Below are 17,027 nucleotides of genomic sequence, written 5' to 3' on the forward strand. Positions count from 1 at the left end.
GATTCACGCTGAACGGAAATTTCGTTACGCTGGAAAGACTGAACCCGGGCAATGCACGTTGCAGCCCCAGCGTAGAGAGAGCGATATGTACTTTTACCAACCGTCTCAGGGGCACGGCCTGCCGCACGACCCGCTGAACGCCATTATCGGTCCGCGTCCGATTGGCTGGATCTCATCCTGTGATAAGGCCGGTCAACTGAACCTTGCCCCGTACAGCTTCTTTAACTGCTTTAACTATCGCCCACCGATCATTGGTTTTTCAAGCAACGGCTGGAAGGATAGCGTGCGGAATGTTACCGAAACGGGGGAGTTTGTCTGGAACCTCGCAACGCGCGATCTGGCCGAGGCGATGAATGAAACCTCCGCCACGCTCCCTCATGGCGAGGATGAATTTACCTTTGCCGGCCTGACGCCCGTAGCCAGCCAGCTTGTGAGCTCGCCGCGCGTGGCGGAAAGCCCGGTTAATTTCGAGTGTCGATTGTCACAGTGCATTCAGCTTACCGGCGCGGATGGGACACCGATTGATACCTGGCTGGTGCTCGGCGAAGTCGTGGGCGTCCATATCGCCGAGAGTTTGCTGGAAGAGGGGATTTACCAGACCGCGAAAGCGCAGCCCATTCTGCGTGCGGGTGGACCTACAGCCTACTACGCCATCAGTGACAGCCATCGCTTCGATCTGGTACGCCCGGATGCGCGCAGGGGGTGATATGCGCGCAACCCTGTTGCCCGCCGATCAGCAGTTTTTTGCCGATCTGTTGAGCGGCCTGGTGCTCAACCCACAGCAGCTGGGGCGAGTCTGGTTTGCTCAACGTGGCGCGTCTGACGCTGTCGGAAGCGTGAGCCGCGACTGGCCACGGCTTGATGTCGTTCTTCGCGGGGAATATGGCAACAGACTGGTTACCGGGCAGCAGACCCTCTGCCAGGGGGAAATGCTGTTTCTTCCCGCCCAGGCCGCCAGCGTCCCGGTGTTTGAACGACCGGTCATGCTGCTGAGCATTCTTTTTGCGCCGTCGTGGCTGGGGCTGGTGTTTCATGATACCCGTCACGGGCGATCCGTGCCTGCGCAGCGACACGTTGAGCTTCCTCATCCTGAACGAGGCGAATGTGCTGCGATGCTGATGGCCCTGACGCACCTGAGCGCTTCCCCGCAGGATCAGGCCATTATTCAACCGCTGGTGCTGAGCCTGCTGCACTGGTGCCGGAAAGTGGTGTCGTCGCTGCCTGAACCGGGACTGTCGCGCGGGGATTTTCTCTATCAGAGCATTTGTAACTGGGTGCAGGAAAACTATGCTGAATCCCTGTCGCGGGACAGCGTCGCCGCGCTTTTTAATATTTCGGCTAACCATCTGTCACGCCTGTTCTCCCAGCAGGGGACGATGAGTTTTGTGGATTACGTTCGTTGGGTGCGTATGGCGAAGGCGAGAACCATCCTGCAAAAATACCACCTGCCGGTGGGGGAAGTGGCGAAGCGCTGCGGCTATGCCGATAGCGACTATTTTAGCCGTCTGTTCCGGCGCCAGTTTGGCCTGACGCCGGGGGAGTATCGCGCACGCTTTCAGTGACAGTCAGAACGTGATTTCAGCGTTCAACAGATCCAGGATACTTTGCGGCGTCGTTGCTGCAAACAGCGACTCGCGAAACGTTTTATTGACCAGCTTCCGCGCCAGCTGGGAAAAGACCTTCACGTGATTAATCCCTTCCTGAGCGCCGAGCGTCAGCATGATCACCATCTCGACGTCGCCCAAATCCGACTCCCAGTCAATCGCCTTGTCCAGACGGGCAATGCTGATGCTGGAGTGGCGTATCCATTGCGATTTGGTATGAGGGATCGCTACGCCAAACCCGACGGCGGTGGTGACAATCTCTTCGCGCTGCCAGAGATCTTCTTCAAGCTCCAGCGGGTTTTCGGTCCTGCCATGAATCGCAAGATTTCCGCATAAGAACTGAAGCACCTGCTCTTTTGAGGTCAGCGGCTCATTGACCACGATAGTCTCCAGCGCCAGCAATGGACGCGGCGGCGCTTCCGGTGTGAAATCCGCCAGCAGGGCTTCAATTTCCTCTGCGCTGCGGCTGTCGCAGGCCTTATCTGCCAGCGCCCGGCAGGCCGCCATGTCCAGCTGACGCAGCTGGGTTTTTACCGCAGGGATGCGCGGCCCGCTCATGCTGAACTCATCTATACCCAGCCCAAGCAGAAGAGGGAAGTAGCGCTGCTCTCCGCCAAGTTCCCCGCAAATGCCGACCCATTTCCCGTGACGATGCGCTGCGGTGACAATCTGGCGAACCATGCGTAAAAAAGACGGTGTGATGGGGTTATACAGCGCCGAAACGCGCGGGTTGTTGCGATCGACAGCGTAGAGATACTGAGTCATATCGTTCGAGCCGATACTGAAGAAATCCACCTCTTCGCAGAAGTGATCGATGATAAAGCAGACTGAAGGCACTTCAACCATGATCCCCAGCGGCAGGTGTGCGGTGTGACGTAACCCCTGTGAGGCCAGGGCGTCACGAACGTTTTGCAGCTCCTGTTTGATCCATAAAATCTGATCGAGACTGTGCACCATCGGGATCATCAACAGCGCATTGCCGCTGGCGCCTGCGCGTAAGATCGCGCGCAGTTGGGTGCGGAAGAGATCGGCAAATTCGGGATAAATACGAACGGCACGATAGCCGAGGAACGGGTTTTCTTCCTGGGGAATGTTCAGGTAAGAGAGCTGCTTATCGCCGCCGATGTCCATTGTGCGAAAGATGACCGGCTTGCCCTGCGCGGAGAGCAGCACCTGCTGATAGGCTTCGAATTGCTCCTGCTCGTCCGGCGCGGTGTCTCTGTCCATATACAGCATTTCAGTGCGAAACAGCCCGATACCCTGCGCGCCGCAGGTAAACGCCCCGGGCGCTTCCAGCGCGCTGCCGATGTTGGCGGCAATCTCTACCGGTACGTTGTCGCGGGTGAGCGCTGGAAGACCCGCATCTTTGATCTGCTGCTGGTGGCGTCGGTCGGCAAGGCGCTGCGCCACGCTATAGTAATCATTCACCGCGTCGTTGGGTTCAACGACCAGCACGCTACAGATGCCGTCCAGAATGACCTCTTTTCCCATCAACGGCGCCAGCGAGGCGACCGTTAAACCACTCAGCACAGGCACGGAGGCCGCGCGTGCCAGGATCAGCGTATGCGACGTCCGGCCTGTTTTTTCAAGCACCATTCCTTTCAGATACTGCGTGTCGAGGCTGAGGAACTGGCTGGGCGTCAGATCTTCCGCCACCAGAATAGTGGGAGCGCTGAGGGTGAATGCGGAGGTTTGCTGTAACTCCGGCCAGGTAATGTTAAGAAGCTGCTCGCTGATGTCGCGAATATCGCTGACGCGTTCACGCAGGTAGTCGCTGGCGGAGAGCGACAGCTTGTCGCAGATCAGCTCCATATTACGAATGATCGCCTCCGCAAGGCTTAGCCGTTCCTCGGCGATCAGTCGGCGTATGGTGCCGCCAAACTCCTCATCCTGGATCAGCGAAAGATGCGCGCTGAGAATGGTTTTACTCTCGCCGTCCAGCCCGCGCAGACGGTGGTTGAGCTGTTCAGCCAGTGTCGCCAGGCTGTGTTCCAGGCGGGTAATATCTTCCGGCGAGGCGGGGATCTGACAATAACGTTTGAGGTTATCGCTCTGCCAGCCTCGCAGAGTGCCAGCCCCGATGCCACTGGCGAGCGTAATGCCGTGCTGAAGGTGGGGAGCAAGCCTTACAAGCGAACGGGGCAGGGGATGCGCAACGTGCGGCGCGTCGCCGGAGGGAATACTGTCGCTGTCGATAAACGCGCCGGTGAGATACGCCTCCAGCACGCGTCGGGCCTGCTCCTCGTCGCTGCCGTTAATTTCCAGCACGCAGCTGTCATTAAACAGCGTACCGGTACTGATCAGCGCCAGCGAGCTTTTGGCATCCGCGTGAGTGTTAAGCCGTCTGTTGATAAAACGGATGTCGCTGCGCCATGCGCTGCACTGCTCTTTTAACGCCCAGGCCGGACGCGCATGCAGGCCGTTGGGCAGTGGGCAGAAAAATTCAATTGAAAGCATACTTCCTCCTGGCCGCGTGAGATCAGCATCTGAAGTCCGTCAGATGATCCACGGTCTCACGGTTCATGCATGCCACAAGCGCGACAAGCAGTTGTTGGGTGTGATGAATGTCTTTTTCGTCGGCAATGGATGCCGCGCAGTGTCCGTGTCGGGTCGGGGGACCAAGCACAAGAGTCGGCACGCCAGTGCCGGAGAGATGGATCGCCCCGCCGTCCGTTCCGCCGTTGCTGAACATGTCTTTTTGCAGCGGGATCCCTTGCGAGCGCGCGATCGTCTCAGCCAGCGCAATCAGTTTGGCTGGGGCGATGAGCGTTTTGTCGTACAGCACCAGCATCGGGCCCGCACCGATCTGGCGATGGTTGGCGCTGCCATAATCGAAATTTTTTGACCAGCAGGCGGTATCCAGCACCAGCGCGATATCAGGATGAATGGCGCGCGTGGCGGTCTGGCCGCCGCGCAGGCCGACCTCTTCACTTGAGCTGGCCACCAGCCAAAGCTCGCAGTCGAGCGGCGTCTGGTGCAGCTCGCGCAGCAGCGCGATCAGCAGGTAACAGCCGAGACGATCGTCGAAGGCTTTACCCATCACCCGATTATGGGGAAGGGTCTGAAAGGGCGTATCGAACGTCACGCGGTCGCCTGCGTCGATACCAGCGGCGAACACCTCCTCCGCCGACGTCGCGCCAATGTCGACACGCAAATTGTCAACGTTTTCTCCTTTCAAATCCCCATCCAGCAGTCCCGGTATTTTTTCCCCGTTACGCGTGGTGATGCGTACCGGCTGAAGGGTACGGGCCATCATGCGCACGTTGCCGATGGGCAGGACATCAATGGCCCCTTCGCGCGAGACGCTACGCACCATAAAACCAACTTCATCCATATGGGCGCAGACCATTACTTTCGGGCCCTGGCTCTGGTTGACGCGGATAAGCACGGAACCCAGCCCATCAAACTGAACCTCTTTATGGTATTTTTGCGCCTCACTAAGCAGGATGTCGCGCACCTCTTGCTCTGAGGCCGCAATGGCGTCTGCTTCGCTCAGGGCGCGCAGTAAATCTCTGTCCACTCTTGTTCTCCCGTCAGCAATAGCTGTTTGTGGAAGGTATAAAGCACCTCGGCGCCCGTTTCCGTCACCAGCACCACATCTTCAATTCGTACCCCGCCCAGGTGTTCAAGATAGATCCCCGGCTCAACGGTCAGCACCATGCCGGGCTGTAACAGGGTGCGGTCGGTGGGGGAAAAACGTGGATTTTCATGGACATCAATACCTATGGCATGGCCGGTGTTATGCCCGAACTGCGGGCCGTAACCTGCACGTTCAATCACGGAACGTGCGGCGCTATCGATCTGATGACAGGAAACGCCGGGGCGGATGGCATCAATGGCCGCCTGTTGTGCCGCCAGAACGATCTGGTACACCGCATAGAGAGGGTGCTCCTCCGGCGGCGTGTTTTGCCCGGCGACAAGAAAGGTCCTTGTCATATCCGAGCAATACCCCTGGTGTTGGGCGCCGAAATCAAGGGTGATCATCTCGCCAGGCATTATCACTTTGTCAGAGGCTTTGCCGTGGGGCAGCGCACCGCGCGGCCCGCTGGCGACAATGGTGTCGAAAGAGGGCTTGTCCGCACCCTCCTGCTTCATAAACCACTCCAGCTCGGCAGCGACTTCACGCTCGCGCATACCGGGCTGAATGAAACGCCGGATGTGCTGTGCGGCGCGGTCTGCAATGCCGCATGCTGCACGGATACGGTCGATTTCGTCAGCGGTTTTTATCTGCCGCAGCGCGTCGAGCGAGGTGCTGCAAAGCGTGGTATTCAGCGTATCGTGCCACAGCACGCCTGTTTGCCAGCTCACGTATTCACCCTCAAAGCCAAGACGGGTGAGATCTTCCTTCGCAATAATCTGATTCACCGCCTGCGCAAACGGGTTCTCCGTGTTAAGCAGGTGCATCTCATAGCCCGCCGCTCGTGAAGCGATATCGCTGTAGTAACGGAAATCCACCAGGATATGTGCCGCGGTTCGTGTCACCATCACATAGCCCGAACCGGTTGAAATGCCCAGGTGCGGCTGTTTATTCTGGCGCGAAGCGATGAGCACGCCGTCCAGTTTTTCCGCAGCCAGCCAGGCACGAAGCCTTCTCAGTAGTTCCATGGTTCACCCCGTTACAGCGTGTCGATAGCAAGTTTTCCGCGCTTGTGCAGACTGTTACGAATAATCACAACCAACAGCGCGGTGATCGCCGCCCCGACCACAATACTGAGCATGTACGCCCCCAGATTGGTGACCAGCGGCCACGCCCAGATCGCCGATTCAGGGAACCACTGCACGGCACCGAGCGCGGTGGCGGTCATCGCACCCGCGATCGCACCCGCCATATACGCTGGCAGCGTCGCAAGCGGATTTTCCAGCAGGAACGGGATGGCCCCTTCACTGATGCCCATAAAGGCGAGGAACATGGCCGTTTTGCCTTGCGGATAAAGCTGCGGACTGAACAGGCGTTTGCCGGTCAGACGATGGTCAATCAGTGTGGCCAGCCCCAGACCAATGGGCGGAATAACAATCGCCACGGCGCGGGAGGTGATGGGCAGGACATGATCGGTTGTCAGCCCCAGGCCAACAAATCCCGCCGCTTTGTTAATGGGGCCGCCAAGATCAATCGCCGTGGCCGCCGCCATCCCGATGGCATACATCATGGAGCCCGCCTGACCCGCCGCCAGCAGTACGGTCCGCATACCTGCATTCAGCCAGCCGCCAATCGGCGTGATGATGTAATACATCGCCAGCATCACAAACAGCGCCGAGAGGATTGGGATCAGAAAGGTGCTTTTAAAGGCCAGCAGATACTGCGGTACGTTAATACGGCTATTCAGCCATTTGACCAGATAGCCTGCGGCTATGGCGATAATCAGCGCGCCAATAAACGTGGAGGGCACGGGTTTGGTGGCAAGCCAGGTCAGTTTTTCCGCATCAAAGTTCAGCACCAGCGTCGGCTGCGTGGCGACAAGGCCACCGATAAACCCGGCCGGGAAGGCCAGCTTTCCGCCGATAGAGTTGGCGACAAAGGCGGCAAACATCGGGATGGCGAAGCTGAACAGCAGCCCGCCGAACGATTCGGTCAGATAGCCAAATTTCAATACCGAGAGATTGAAACCGGTGAATTTGCCAGAGTTAAGCGCGTCGAGAATACCGGTGTCAGGCGGGATCTCCAGCCAGACGTAGGCGATGAGCTGTGAAATGGCGAGGATAACCCCGCCCATGATAAGCGTTGGCACCATGCGGGATATCCCCGACATAATGTGCTGTGGAAGCTCTTTCCAGAAAGACGCACCGGCGGCAACCGGTGCGGATTTGATGGCAAGTGTGTCACCCTCGTGACTGTCCGGGCGAACCGCGCTGCGTTTTTTAATAGCCATGACGAAAACCCCTGGGTGTGAGGATTATTATTGTTCTGCTGCAATCATCTCTTCGATCTCTTTCAGGGTGCCTGCCGCGTTTTTAATGGCGTCCTGAAGCGTAATCTCATACACGTCGCGCGTTTCGAAGCGCTCATTGTCTTCCGGGGTGATCGCGATGGCGTGGATAATAATGTCAGCGTCGGCAATATCCTGCGGGGTCAGGCGATTCTGGATCCCGTCCGCGCCCTGGGTTTCAATTTTTACCTCATAACCGGCTTCCGTCGCCGCGTCTTCCAGCGCCTGGGCTGCCATGAAGGTATGTGCCAGGCCCATCGGGCAGGCGCACAGTGCAATCAGTTTTTTAGCCATGTGAAATTCCTCCTGTAGATAACGCCATGATTATGGCGGGGAGGTTTCAGTGATGTTTACCGGATTAATAATGCTTTAGCTGGAAAAATGATGCGTGTGAGCGGAAGTGTGAGGTTAATCGTCATATCACGGAAATCAATGAAAAACCGGGCAAAAAGGTGCCCGGCGCAGCATCAGTAACCGGCTTTATCAATGACAAACTGTTTGCCGCAGTTGCCCGGATGCGGCTGTGGCGCAAAGGAGCCGGCAGAGAGCGGGTTGTTGATGGTGCTGGCGTTCAGCGAGATCTGCATCTCGGTCAGATAAGCCGGATTGCCGTGGCAGGTAAGCTTGAACGCTTTTACGCTCTGTTTCCCCCAGCTTTTGGCCACGGCTGCATCGAAGTCGCTGCGGCGGACGGTTTTGCCATAATTTTCCGCCAGAAATTTTCCTGCCGCGCTGTGCTTCACTTCCTGGTTCATGCGCACCATGGTGCCGAAGTAAGCGTCGGGATCAAAACCAAAGCAGACGCCGTGTTTCGCGTATTCATAACGTTCAAGGCAGGAGTTGCCGCCCGCGCCGGGCATCACGCTGTTCAGCTTCGCCGCGCCGGTTAGCGATAGTCCGGTCTCTGCGGCGTCACATTTGCGGCTGGCTTTTGCTTCCGGCATATTTGGAACCGGACGAGTGGCACAGCCGAAGCGCATCCAGCGGCGTTCATCCACTCCGCGAGCGGCAATAGATTTCGGCAGCGCGGGCCATAAGCCGTGGACGGTCAGAAAATCGGTTTTGTTGCTGCTCTCTTTTTGCAGGCGGCACTCTTCCGGTTCGTCACGGTTACGTTCGACCATGCTCTGGCAAAATCCGGTTTGCCAGGAAAGGGCCAGAACGTAGCGATCGAAATCGCCGTACTGGGTTGGCTTAAGCGGATCTGCCTGAATTGAGAAGACACAGAGTGCAAGCGCTACTGCGCCAGACGGGATAACGATATCCTTCCTGAACATTTGCTTTCCTGATTGGTTGGGCGCGATTAATTTCTGGGGGTTATTAAAGCACAAAAAGCGCCCGCAGGCGCTTTTTGGAAATCAGGAATTTCGCTTAGGCAGCGCCGGGAACCAGCACTTCGGTGGCGATAATAACGATAATCAGGCCAACCAGCACCGGCACTGACGTGCGTTTTACCACTTCAAACGGAGAGATTTTCGCCATCCCCGCAACCGCAACCACCACGCCCGATACCGGAGAAATGGTACGACCCAGGTTGGAAGCCTGAAGCATCGGAATGGACAGGTAAGCCGGGTTGATGCCGGAGGAGTGCGCCAGCTTCGGGATCATCTCAACAAAGGCGTAGAACGGCGCGTTACCGGAGCCGGTGGTCATCGCCGCCAGCATGGTCAGCACCACCAGCACCAGCATCAGGATAATACTGGCCGAGCCGAACGAGGTGGCGATAGAGATCAGGCTCTGAATAAAGCCGATGGTGCTCAGCCCCTGGGCAAACACCCCCGCGGCAACCAGCAGCATCACCACGCCCGCGAAGGCATCCGCCATACCGCGGAAGGCAACTTCCAGACCCGTGAACACTTTCTGGGTGTTAAAACCACGAACGAATTCCAGGATGGCCGCCAGCAGCATACAGATCACCAGGATAGTGATGATGTGCAGCTGCGGGCCCCATTTGCCGTCGAAAATAAGCACGCCAATAATCGGCGTGAAGGGCAGGATGGAATAAAACGCCGGGGCGGTAGTGGTGATTTCGCTGACGTCCATCATTTCGTGGCTGACGTTCTCTTTCTTATCGAGATAGCGCTGCCAGAAGAAATGCGCCACGCCCATGCCGAGAATAGCGGTGATGGAGATCGGTAGTGTGGTTTTGAAGGCGAAGTCAATCAACGACATTTCCGCGGCTTTTGCGGCCAGCACTACGTCACCGGAAGTAGGGGAGAGAATAATCGCCGCCGGAGAGGCGCAAATAGCCGCCGCTGCGCCACGGCTGATCCCGACGTTAACCATTACCGGGAACAACGTTGCCATTAACAGCACGCCAAGGCCCGTTGCTGAGGAAACGGCTAATGACATCAGACAGGCCAGGAAATAGGCCGCGACCATCAGCAGATAGGGGGAATTAATATATTGCAGCGGCTTAGAAGCCAGCTTTACCACCATATCATTCGCGCCGATATGGGTCATATAGGCAGCAAATCCGCAGAGCATCATGATCATCATGCCCAGATCGCCGCCGCGGCTCATCAGCAGAATTTTTATATATTCCACAATATCGGTAGCGGTATATCCGGTGCTGGCTTCGCTGGCGGGTAAAACCTGATGACCCATTAGCGCGCTAATGATCAGCAGCGTCAGGCCGCCGACAAATAGCACGCCGGTGGCTGAGTAACCTTTAATGATGTAGCGTGCTACACCGACAATGACCACGACTCCAATGAGGAGTTCGAGAAAAGTAAGCATGATTTCCCCTGTATCCTTGCTGCCCGAGAGACAAATAATCAATAAAAAAGAAGCTGAAATGTGCCGAATAAATGTCCAGTCCTTGCTGATTAAAATCAAGAAAGAGACTACTAAAGGCACTGATGACGATATTTTTGCTAACCCTGCGTCATTTATATTAAGACGTTATTGACCTGATGAATAGATATTATATGTCATTAAATTGATGGTGAAGTGTTAAGGTTTTGAGTATTACTTGCCGACAATCGATTTAAAACGTAAATCTCTTTAAAACCACTTCTCTTTCATTCTTTTGCCTGCTTATACTCGGTTCACTTTCTCCTGTCCGACGATCTGAATATGCACGCCAGCTGGACATATCGCCTGCGCTTTATCAAAAAACATCTGCTGATGTTTTTGCTGGCGTTTGGCTGGCTGTTGATCCAGAGTCAGGTGGCCGTCGCCTCCCATCAATGTTCAATGGATTTGCGCGGCGAGGTGGCCACCATCCAGCATATGGAGATGATGGCGCAACCGGGGCCGCATTATGCTGCCGGTGCTTCACCGCTGTGTGAAAAACATTGTGTGCCGGATCAGGTACAAAAAGATCCTGCCCAGCCGCATCTGGTGGCGCTGCCTGCCGCCATGACCCTGACCTTAACGACGCCAGAGTGCTCCTCTGCGAGCCACTCTGCGTGGTCCGTTACCCCTCCTGCTGTGGGGCCGCCGGCAACGATCCGCTATTGCCGGTTTCGGGAGTAAAAACCTGTTAATTCGTTGATTTTATTTACTTAACGTTTAACAGGAGTTTTATCATGCGTACCGTATTCCTTTCCGCGCTGGTTGGCGCGTCCGTCTCTTTCGCTTCTTATACCGTTCAGGCAAACCAGACCTGGCAGGGCCACGGCGTGGTTCAGTCGATCTCTGACAGCGCCGTCATGCTCCGGCACGAGGCCATACCGGAACTAAAATGGCCAGCAATGACCATGCCGTTTACTTTATCTTCGGGCGCCACGCTGAACGGCGCCAAACCGGGGGATGAAGTGACCTTCACGCTTGAGCGTGCGGGTGACGGTTTCCAGATTATCTCGCTGACGCCAGCACGCTAAGCGAGGTCACCATGAAACAACACACACTGAGCCTGTGGCTCGGTGGGGTGTTGTTCGGCCTGTTAACCTCCGTCGCGCAGGCGGAGCCGTGGACGCTCGAACACACCCTGACCGAAGCCCAGCGCTACTCGGCAGAACTCTCCGCCAGCCGTAACGAAGCGCAGGCGCTGGATGCGATGGCGGATTCCGCCACGCAATTACCTGACCCAAAACTGAAATTCGGCATCGAAAACGTGCCGGTACAGGGCAGCAACGATCGGCGGCTGACGCGCGAAGGGATGACCATGCAGAAGGTTGGCATCATGCAAAGCTACGTCAGCTCAGAGAAGCGGGAACGTAAAGCGCAGACCTTTCAGGCGCAGGCGCGAAGCGTGCTGGCTAAATCCGAAGCCGTCCGCGCCGCGCTTCAGCGTGATACCGCCCAGGCCTGGCTGGATCTGGCGCTGGCCCAGCAGGCGCTGAATACGGCCAGAACGCTGGTACGCGAAACGGAACGCCAGCGCGGCGTGCAGAAGGCGAGCGTCGGGGCGGGAAGCGCAACGCCGGACAGCGTACTGGCCCTGCAAATGATCCTCAGCGCCATGCGTGACAAAGAGACGCTGGCGCAGCGGGATGTGCAGCTGGCGCAAAGCCGTCTGCTGGAGCTTACGGGGCACGCGATTACGGAGGTTAGCGGTCCGCTGCCGCGCTATCAGCGTCTTCCTGCCGATGAATAAACGTTGCAGGAGGGGATCGTCAGGCACCCGGAAGTGGAAGCCGCACGACGTGAAGCCGAGACCGCGAAAGCGCGTTCGGCGCAATCTGCCGTGGCGGCGATACCCGATGTGGATGTAGAGGTCTATTACGCCCACCGCGCCGAAGGTTATGACGATATGGCTGGCGTGATGTTCAGCGTGGATCTGCCTCTGTTCCAGTCAAAACGCCAGGACAAGGATTACGCAGCCGATGTTTCCCGCTCAATGCAGGCGGTGGATCAACTGACGCTGCTCAAACGCGAACACATTGCCCAGGTGCAAACGCTGGTGGCGCAGTATCAGGCTGCGCAAACGGTGTGGCAGCGTCAGCGGGACGAGGTACTGCCGTTGCAACGTCAACGGCTGGCGGTGCTGACGGCGCAATATCGCTCTGGACAGTCGGCGCTTCCGGCCCTGCTGGAGGCGCGTCGTGGCGTACTGGATACGGAACTGGCGGTGAACCAGGCGGAGCGCGAAATGGCGCGAACCTGGGCTGCCGTGAACTGGCTGATCCCGCAGGAGCTGGCGCAATGAAAAAAACAATGTTAATGGCGATTGCCATCGCGATAGCTGCCGCTGGCGGCTATTTTGTCGGAAAGAAGCAGACGCATCAGCCGGCTGCGGCTGCACAACCCTCTGAACGTAAGGTGCTTTACTGGTACGACCCTATGGTGCCCGGTCAGCGCTTCGATAAGCCGGGTAAATCCCCCTTTATGGATATGGATCTGGTCCCGCGCTACGCCGATGAAGCACAGGCGGCGTCAGGCGTGGCCATCAGCACTCAACAGCAGCAAAACCTGGGGATGAAAACCGCCAACGTTGAGATGCGCCAGCTGGTTTCGCCGTTCTCGGCCTTTGCCACGGTTGCAACGGATGAACGTAACGTCTCGGTGGTGTCAGCCCCGGCCAATGGCGTGGTGTCAAAATTGTTTGTTAATGCGCCGCAGCAGCAGGTGAAAGCCGGGGAGGCGCTGGCGCAACTGTGGATCCCGCAATGGACCACCGCCCAGCAGGAGTATCTCGCGGTTCGTCAGCTTGGCGATGCCGCATTGACCCGCGCCGCACGCGAGCGGCTGGCGTTGCAGTTTATGCCGGAAGAGGTCATTCGTTTGCTGGAGCGTAGCGGTAAGCCGCAGACCACGCTCACCCTGCGCGCTGACCGGGCGGGCTATGTGGTGAAGCTGGATGTGCGGGAAGGGGCGCAAATCACCGCAACGGCGCCGCTGTTTGAGATCGCCAGCCTCGATCCGGTCTGGCTGGTGGTCGATTACCCGCAAACGCAGGCGCAGTCTCTGGCAGTGGGCAGCAACGTGGTCGCAACGTCAGAAAGCTGGCCGGGGGAGCAATTCCACGGCACGGTCAGCGAGTTGCTGCCGCAGATGGAGGCGACCACGCGAACCCTGAAAGCCCGTATCGTGCTGGAAAATACCGCACATAAGCTGAAGCCAGGCATGTACCTCTCCGTCAGGCGTGCGGAAGAGCTGAAAGGCCCGCCGGTGCTGGCGGTGCCGGAAGAGGCGGTAATTAACAGCGGAGAGTCTGCGCGTCTGCTGCTGGCCACCGGGAACGGTTATTTCCGGCCTGTGACGGTAAAAACCGGCCTGACGGCGCAGGGCTGGACGGCGATCCTGTCCGGGGTCAAAGAGGGCGATAAGGTGGTGACGTCCGGGCAATTCCTCATTGATTCCGAAGCCAGCCTGCGTAGCGTGATGCCGGAGGTGACGCCATGATTGCCGCTGTGATTCGCGCCTCGTTGAGTAACCGCCTGCTGGTGATCCTGGCCGCGCTGATGATGGCAGGCTGGGGCTGGTGGGCGGTGCAGCGCGCGCCGCTGGACGCGTTGCCCGATCTGTCTGATGTGCAGGTCATTATCAAAGCGAGTTACCCCGGAAAAGCGCCGCAGGTGATTGAAGATCAGGTGACCTGGCCGCTGACAACCTCCATGTTGTCTGTGCCGGGCGCCAAAACCGTGCGTGGTTTTTCAATGTTTGGTGACGCTTATGTGTATGTGCTGTTTGAGGATGGCACCGATCTCTACTGGGCGCGATCCCGGGTACTGGAATATTTAAGCCAGGTACAGGCGCAGTTTCCGCCGGGCGTGAAGGTGTCGCTGGGGCCGGATGCGACGGGCGTGGGCTGGATCTACGAATATGCGCTGATCGACCGTAGTGGAAAACACAGTCTGGCAGATCTGCGGGCCCTTCAGGACTGGACGCTTAAGTTCGAGCTCAAGACAGTACCGAATGTATCTGAAGTGGCAAGTATTGGCGGAATGGTGCGTCAGTATCAGATCGTGGCGGACCCGGCGAAGATGCGCGCGCTGAATATTACCCACAGCCAGCTATCCGGCGCGGTGCAGGCCGCCAATAAAGAGAGCGGCGGCGCCCTGCTGGAGATGGGCGAAGCGGAGTATATGGTGCGGACAACGGGCTATTTGCGCTCGCTGGAGGATTTTCGCAATGTGGTGATCGCCACCCGCAATGGCGTGCCTGTCCTGCTGAAAGATGTCGCCACCCTTGGCATTGGCCCGGAGATCCGCCGGGGCGTGGCGGAGCTTAACGGTGAAGGGGAGGTCGCTGGCGGCGTGATCGTGATGCGCTACGGGCAGAATGCGCTGGAAACGCTTCGTGCGGTAAAAGCGAAACTGAGCGAGCTGCAAAAAACGCTGCCGCAGGGCGTCGAGATTATTCCGGTCTACGATCGCTCCACGCTGATTGAGGACTCGGTCAAAACGCTGACGCACAAGCTGCTCGAAGAGTTTGCCGTGGTGGTACTGGTGTGCGCGCTGTTCCTGTTCCACCTGCGCTCCGCGCTGGTGGCGATGGTCTCGCTGCCGCTGGGGATCCTCGGGGCATTTGTGGTGATGCACTATCAGGGCATTAACGCGAATATGATGTCGCTCGGCGGGATCGCCATTGCCATCGGGGCGATGGTGGATGCGGCAATTGTGATGATTGAAAATATGCACAAGGTGCTGGAGCAGTGGCGGCATGATAATCCGGGCAAGGAGCCCGCGCCGGGAGAGTACTGGCGTCTGGCGGAAAAGGCGGCGGTTGAAGTGGGACCAGCGCTGTTTTGCAGCCTGTTAATCATCACGCTGTCATTTATACCGGTTTTTTCGCTGGAAGCGCAGGAGGGACGAATGTTCTCGCCGCTGGCGTTCACCAAAACCTGGTCGATGGCCGTGGCCGCCGGGCTTGGGATCACCCTGGTGCCGGTGCTAATGGGCTTTTTCATTCGCGGGAAAATCCCGGATGAGAAGGCAAACCCGATCAACCGCCTCCTGATCCGCCTGTATGAGCCACTGCTGGACAAGGTGCTGACCTTCCCGAAAACGACCCTGGCGCTGGCATGTCTGCTGCTGATCGCCACACTGTGGCCGCTGAGCCGCCTGGGCAGCGAATTTATGCCGCCGCTGGATGAAGGGGATTTGCTCTATATGCCCTCCACGCTGCCGGGGATCTCTGCTCGCGAGGCATCGCGGCTGCTTCAGCAGACGGATCGCTTGATCAAAAGCGTCCCGGAGGTGGCGAGCGTGTTTGGCAAAGCCGGTCGGGCAGAGTCGGCAACCGATCCCGCGCCATTAACCATGCTGGAAACAACCATCCACTTTAAGCCCCGCGAGCAGTGGCGGCCAGGAATGACGCCGCAAAAGCTGGTGGAGGAGCTCGATAAAACCGTGTCGCTGCCGGGCATTGCCAATGTGTGGGTGCCGCCTGTCCGTAACCGCCTGGACATGCTGGCAACCGGGATCAAAAGCCCGGTCGGCATTAAGGTGAACGGCAATAATATTGCCGACATTGAGCGTGTGGCCCGGCAGATTGAGCAGGTGGTGAAGGACGTTCCTGGCGTCTCCTCTGCGCTGGCGGAGCGTCTGGAAGGCGGACGCTACGTGGATATTCGTATCGACCGGCAAAAAGCCGCGCGCTACGGCGTTTCCGTCGATGAACTGCAAAGCCTGGTCTCCACGCTGGTCGGGGGCGATAACATTGGCGAGGTGATCCAGGGACGCGAGCGGTATCCCATCAACCTGCGTTATCCCCGCGATTTGCGTGATAACGTCGACACGTTGCGGGTGTTGCCGGTAGTGACCGCCAGCGGTAGCCAGGTGGCGCTGGGGGAATTGGCCGATATCGTCGTGACGGAAGGCCCACCGATGCTCAAAAGTGAAAACGCGCGCCTTTCCAGCTGGATCTACGTGGACTTGCGCGGGCGCGATCTGAAATCCGCCGTGGATGAAATGCAAAAACGGGTGGAGGAGAAGGTGGTATTGCCGCAGGGCGTGTCTCTCTCCTGGTCCGGGCAGTTTGAATATCTGGAACGGGCGACCGCGATGCTCAAAATAGTTTTACCTGTCACGCTGATGATTATATTCGTCCTTTTATGGTTAACCTTCAGGCGGATATCAAATGTCCTGATAATAATGGGGACATTGCCTTTCGCGCTTATTGGGGGCGTGTGGTTACTGTGGCTGCTTGAATATAATTTGTCAGTGGCGGGGGCCGTTGGCTTTATCGCCCTTTCCGGGGTGGCGGCAGAATTCGGCGTAATTATGGTTCTTTATTTGAATCATGCGCTTGATAAATATCACAGGCTGGAGCCAGAAGGGGGAAATACGGTGCTGATTCGGGCGATCCACGAAGGAGCCGTGCTGCGCGTGCGTCCGAAGGTGATGACGGTCGCCACTATTATGGCAGGACTGCTGCCCATCATGTGGGGCAGTGGGAGTGGCTCAGAGGTGATGCAACGTATTGCCGCGCCGATGATTGGTGGCATGGTAACGGCACCGTTATTATCGATGTTAGTTATTCCCGCACTTTATAAATTGTTACATCAACGTTAAATATGTCAACTGCATGTGCTTATTCAGGCATGCAGTTTATGTTTCCTCAGATTATTCCCAGAAACGGGAGGGTAATTAGGAATAACACCCATGCT

13 protein-coding genes and 1 pseudogene are annotated in these 17,027 nt (G+C 57.6%); 7 read left to right on the forward strand and 7 right to left on the reverse strand.

Annotation, left to right across the window (positions count from 1 at the left end; all coding sequences use genetic code 11):
* Positions 1–85: 85 nt before the first annotated feature.
* Positions 86–706 (forward strand): flavin reductase family protein, encoded by a 621-nt coding sequence (locus tag ACNQ0W_RS06010; RefSeq protein ID WP_062932213.1) that lies wholly within the window; start codon positions 86–88, stop codon positions 704–706.
* Position 707: 1 nt separating this feature from the next.
* Entirely contained in the window at positions 708–1,562 is an 855-nt protein-coding gene (locus ACNQ0W_RS06015) for a helix-turn-helix domain-containing protein (protein ID WP_026094381.1), read from the forward strand.
* A 3-nt stretch (positions 1,563–1,565) separates the two neighbouring features.
* Here the strand turns inward: ACNQ0W_RS06015 and ptsP are convergent, their stop codons facing one another.
* The 7 genes from ptsP to dcuC form a co-directional block, all read right to left on the reverse strand.
* Positions 1,566–4,061: a phosphoenolpyruvate--protein phosphotransferase gene (gene ptsP, locus ACNQ0W_RS06020; protein WP_062932212.1), complete on the reverse strand. Its 2,496-nt coding sequence runs from the start codon at positions 4,059–4,061 to the stop codon at positions 1,566–1,568.
* Between the two features lie 22 nt (positions 4,062–4,083).
* Positions 4,084–5,124, reverse strand: coding sequence for an aminopeptidase (ypdE, locus tag ACNQ0W_RS06025; RefSeq protein WP_062932211.1), 1,041 nt, complete (start codon positions 5,122–5,124; stop codon positions 4,084–4,086).
* Complete coding sequence (gene ypdF / locus ACNQ0W_RS06030; protein WP_062932210.1) at positions 5,097–6,209, reverse strand: aminopeptidase; 1,113 nt, start codon at positions 6,207–6,209, stop codon at positions 5,097–5,099. Before ypdF ends, ypdE begins: the two co-directional genes overlap by 28 nt.
* A gap of 11 nt (positions 6,210–6,220) precedes the next feature.
* Positions 6,221–7,471 (reverse strand): PTS fructose transporter subunit IIC, encoded by a 1,251-nt coding sequence (locus ACNQ0W_RS06035; protein ID WP_017382484.1) that lies wholly within the window; start codon positions 7,469–7,471, stop codon positions 6,221–6,223.
* Positions 7,472–7,498: 27 nt separating this feature from the next.
* Positions 7,499–7,822 carry a PTS fructose transporter subunit IIB gene (locus ACNQ0W_RS06040; protein WP_017382483.1) on the reverse strand — a complete coding sequence of 108 codons (324 nt, stop codon included), beginning with the start codon at positions 7,820–7,822 and terminating at the stop codon, positions 7,499–7,501.
* A gap of 173 nt (positions 7,823–7,995) precedes the next feature.
* Positions 7,996–8,805 carry a ribonuclease I gene (rna, locus tag ACNQ0W_RS06045; RefSeq protein WP_003858741.1) on the reverse strand — a complete coding sequence of 270 codons (810 nt, stop codon included), beginning with the start codon at positions 8,803–8,805 and terminating at the stop codon, positions 7,996–7,998.
* A 94-nt stretch (positions 8,806–8,899) separates the two neighbouring features.
* Positions 8,900–10,267 (reverse strand): anaerobic C4-dicarboxylate transporter DcuC, encoded by a 1,368-nt coding sequence (gene dcuC / locus ACNQ0W_RS06050; RefSeq protein WP_017382481.1) that lies wholly within the window; start codon positions 10,265–10,267, stop codon positions 8,900–8,902.
* Between the two features lie 339 nt (positions 10,268–10,606).
* On the opposite strand from dcuC, the gene ACNQ0W_RS06055 reads away from it, so the two are divergent.
* The 5 genes and pseudogenes from ACNQ0W_RS06055 (at position 10,607) to ACNQ0W_RS06075 (ending at position 16,932) form a co-directional block, all read left to right on the forward strand.
* Complete coding sequence (locus ACNQ0W_RS06055; protein WP_032620077.1) at positions 10,607–11,008, forward strand: hypothetical protein; 402 nt, start codon at positions 10,607–10,609, stop codon at positions 11,006–11,008.
* A 53-nt stretch (positions 11,009–11,061) separates the two neighbouring features.
* Positions 11,062–11,355 (forward strand): copper-binding protein, encoded by a 294-nt coding sequence (locus tag ACNQ0W_RS06060; RefSeq protein WP_062932209.1) that lies wholly within the window; start codon positions 11,062–11,064, stop codon positions 11,353–11,355.
* Positions 11,356–11,366: 11 nt separating this feature from the next.
* Positions 11,367–12,623 (forward strand): annotated as a pseudogene (locus ACNQ0W_RS06065) (TolC family protein).
* Positions 12,620–13,819, forward strand: coding sequence for an efflux RND transporter periplasmic adaptor subunit (locus ACNQ0W_RS06070; protein WP_062932207.1), 1,200 nt, complete (start codon positions 12,620–12,622; stop codon positions 13,817–13,819). The pseudogene ACNQ0W_RS06065 and the gene ACNQ0W_RS06070 overlap by 4 nt, the downstream one beginning before the upstream one ends.
* On the forward strand, positions 13,816–16,932 hold the full coding sequence (locus tag ACNQ0W_RS06075; protein ID WP_062932206.1) for an efflux RND transporter permease subunit: 3,117 nt from the start codon (positions 13,816–13,818) through the stop codon (positions 16,930–16,932). Before ACNQ0W_RS06070 ends, ACNQ0W_RS06075 begins: the two co-directional genes overlap by 4 nt.
* The last annotated feature ends 95 nt before the right edge of the window (positions 16,933–17,027 follow it).

Origin of the sequence: Enterobacter cloacae complex sp. 6730903 (assembly GCF_048283985.1) — a bacterium.
Classification (GTDB): domain Bacteria; phylum Pseudomonadota; class Gammaproteobacteria; order Enterobacterales; family Enterobacteriaceae; genus Enterobacter; species Enterobacter hormaechei_C.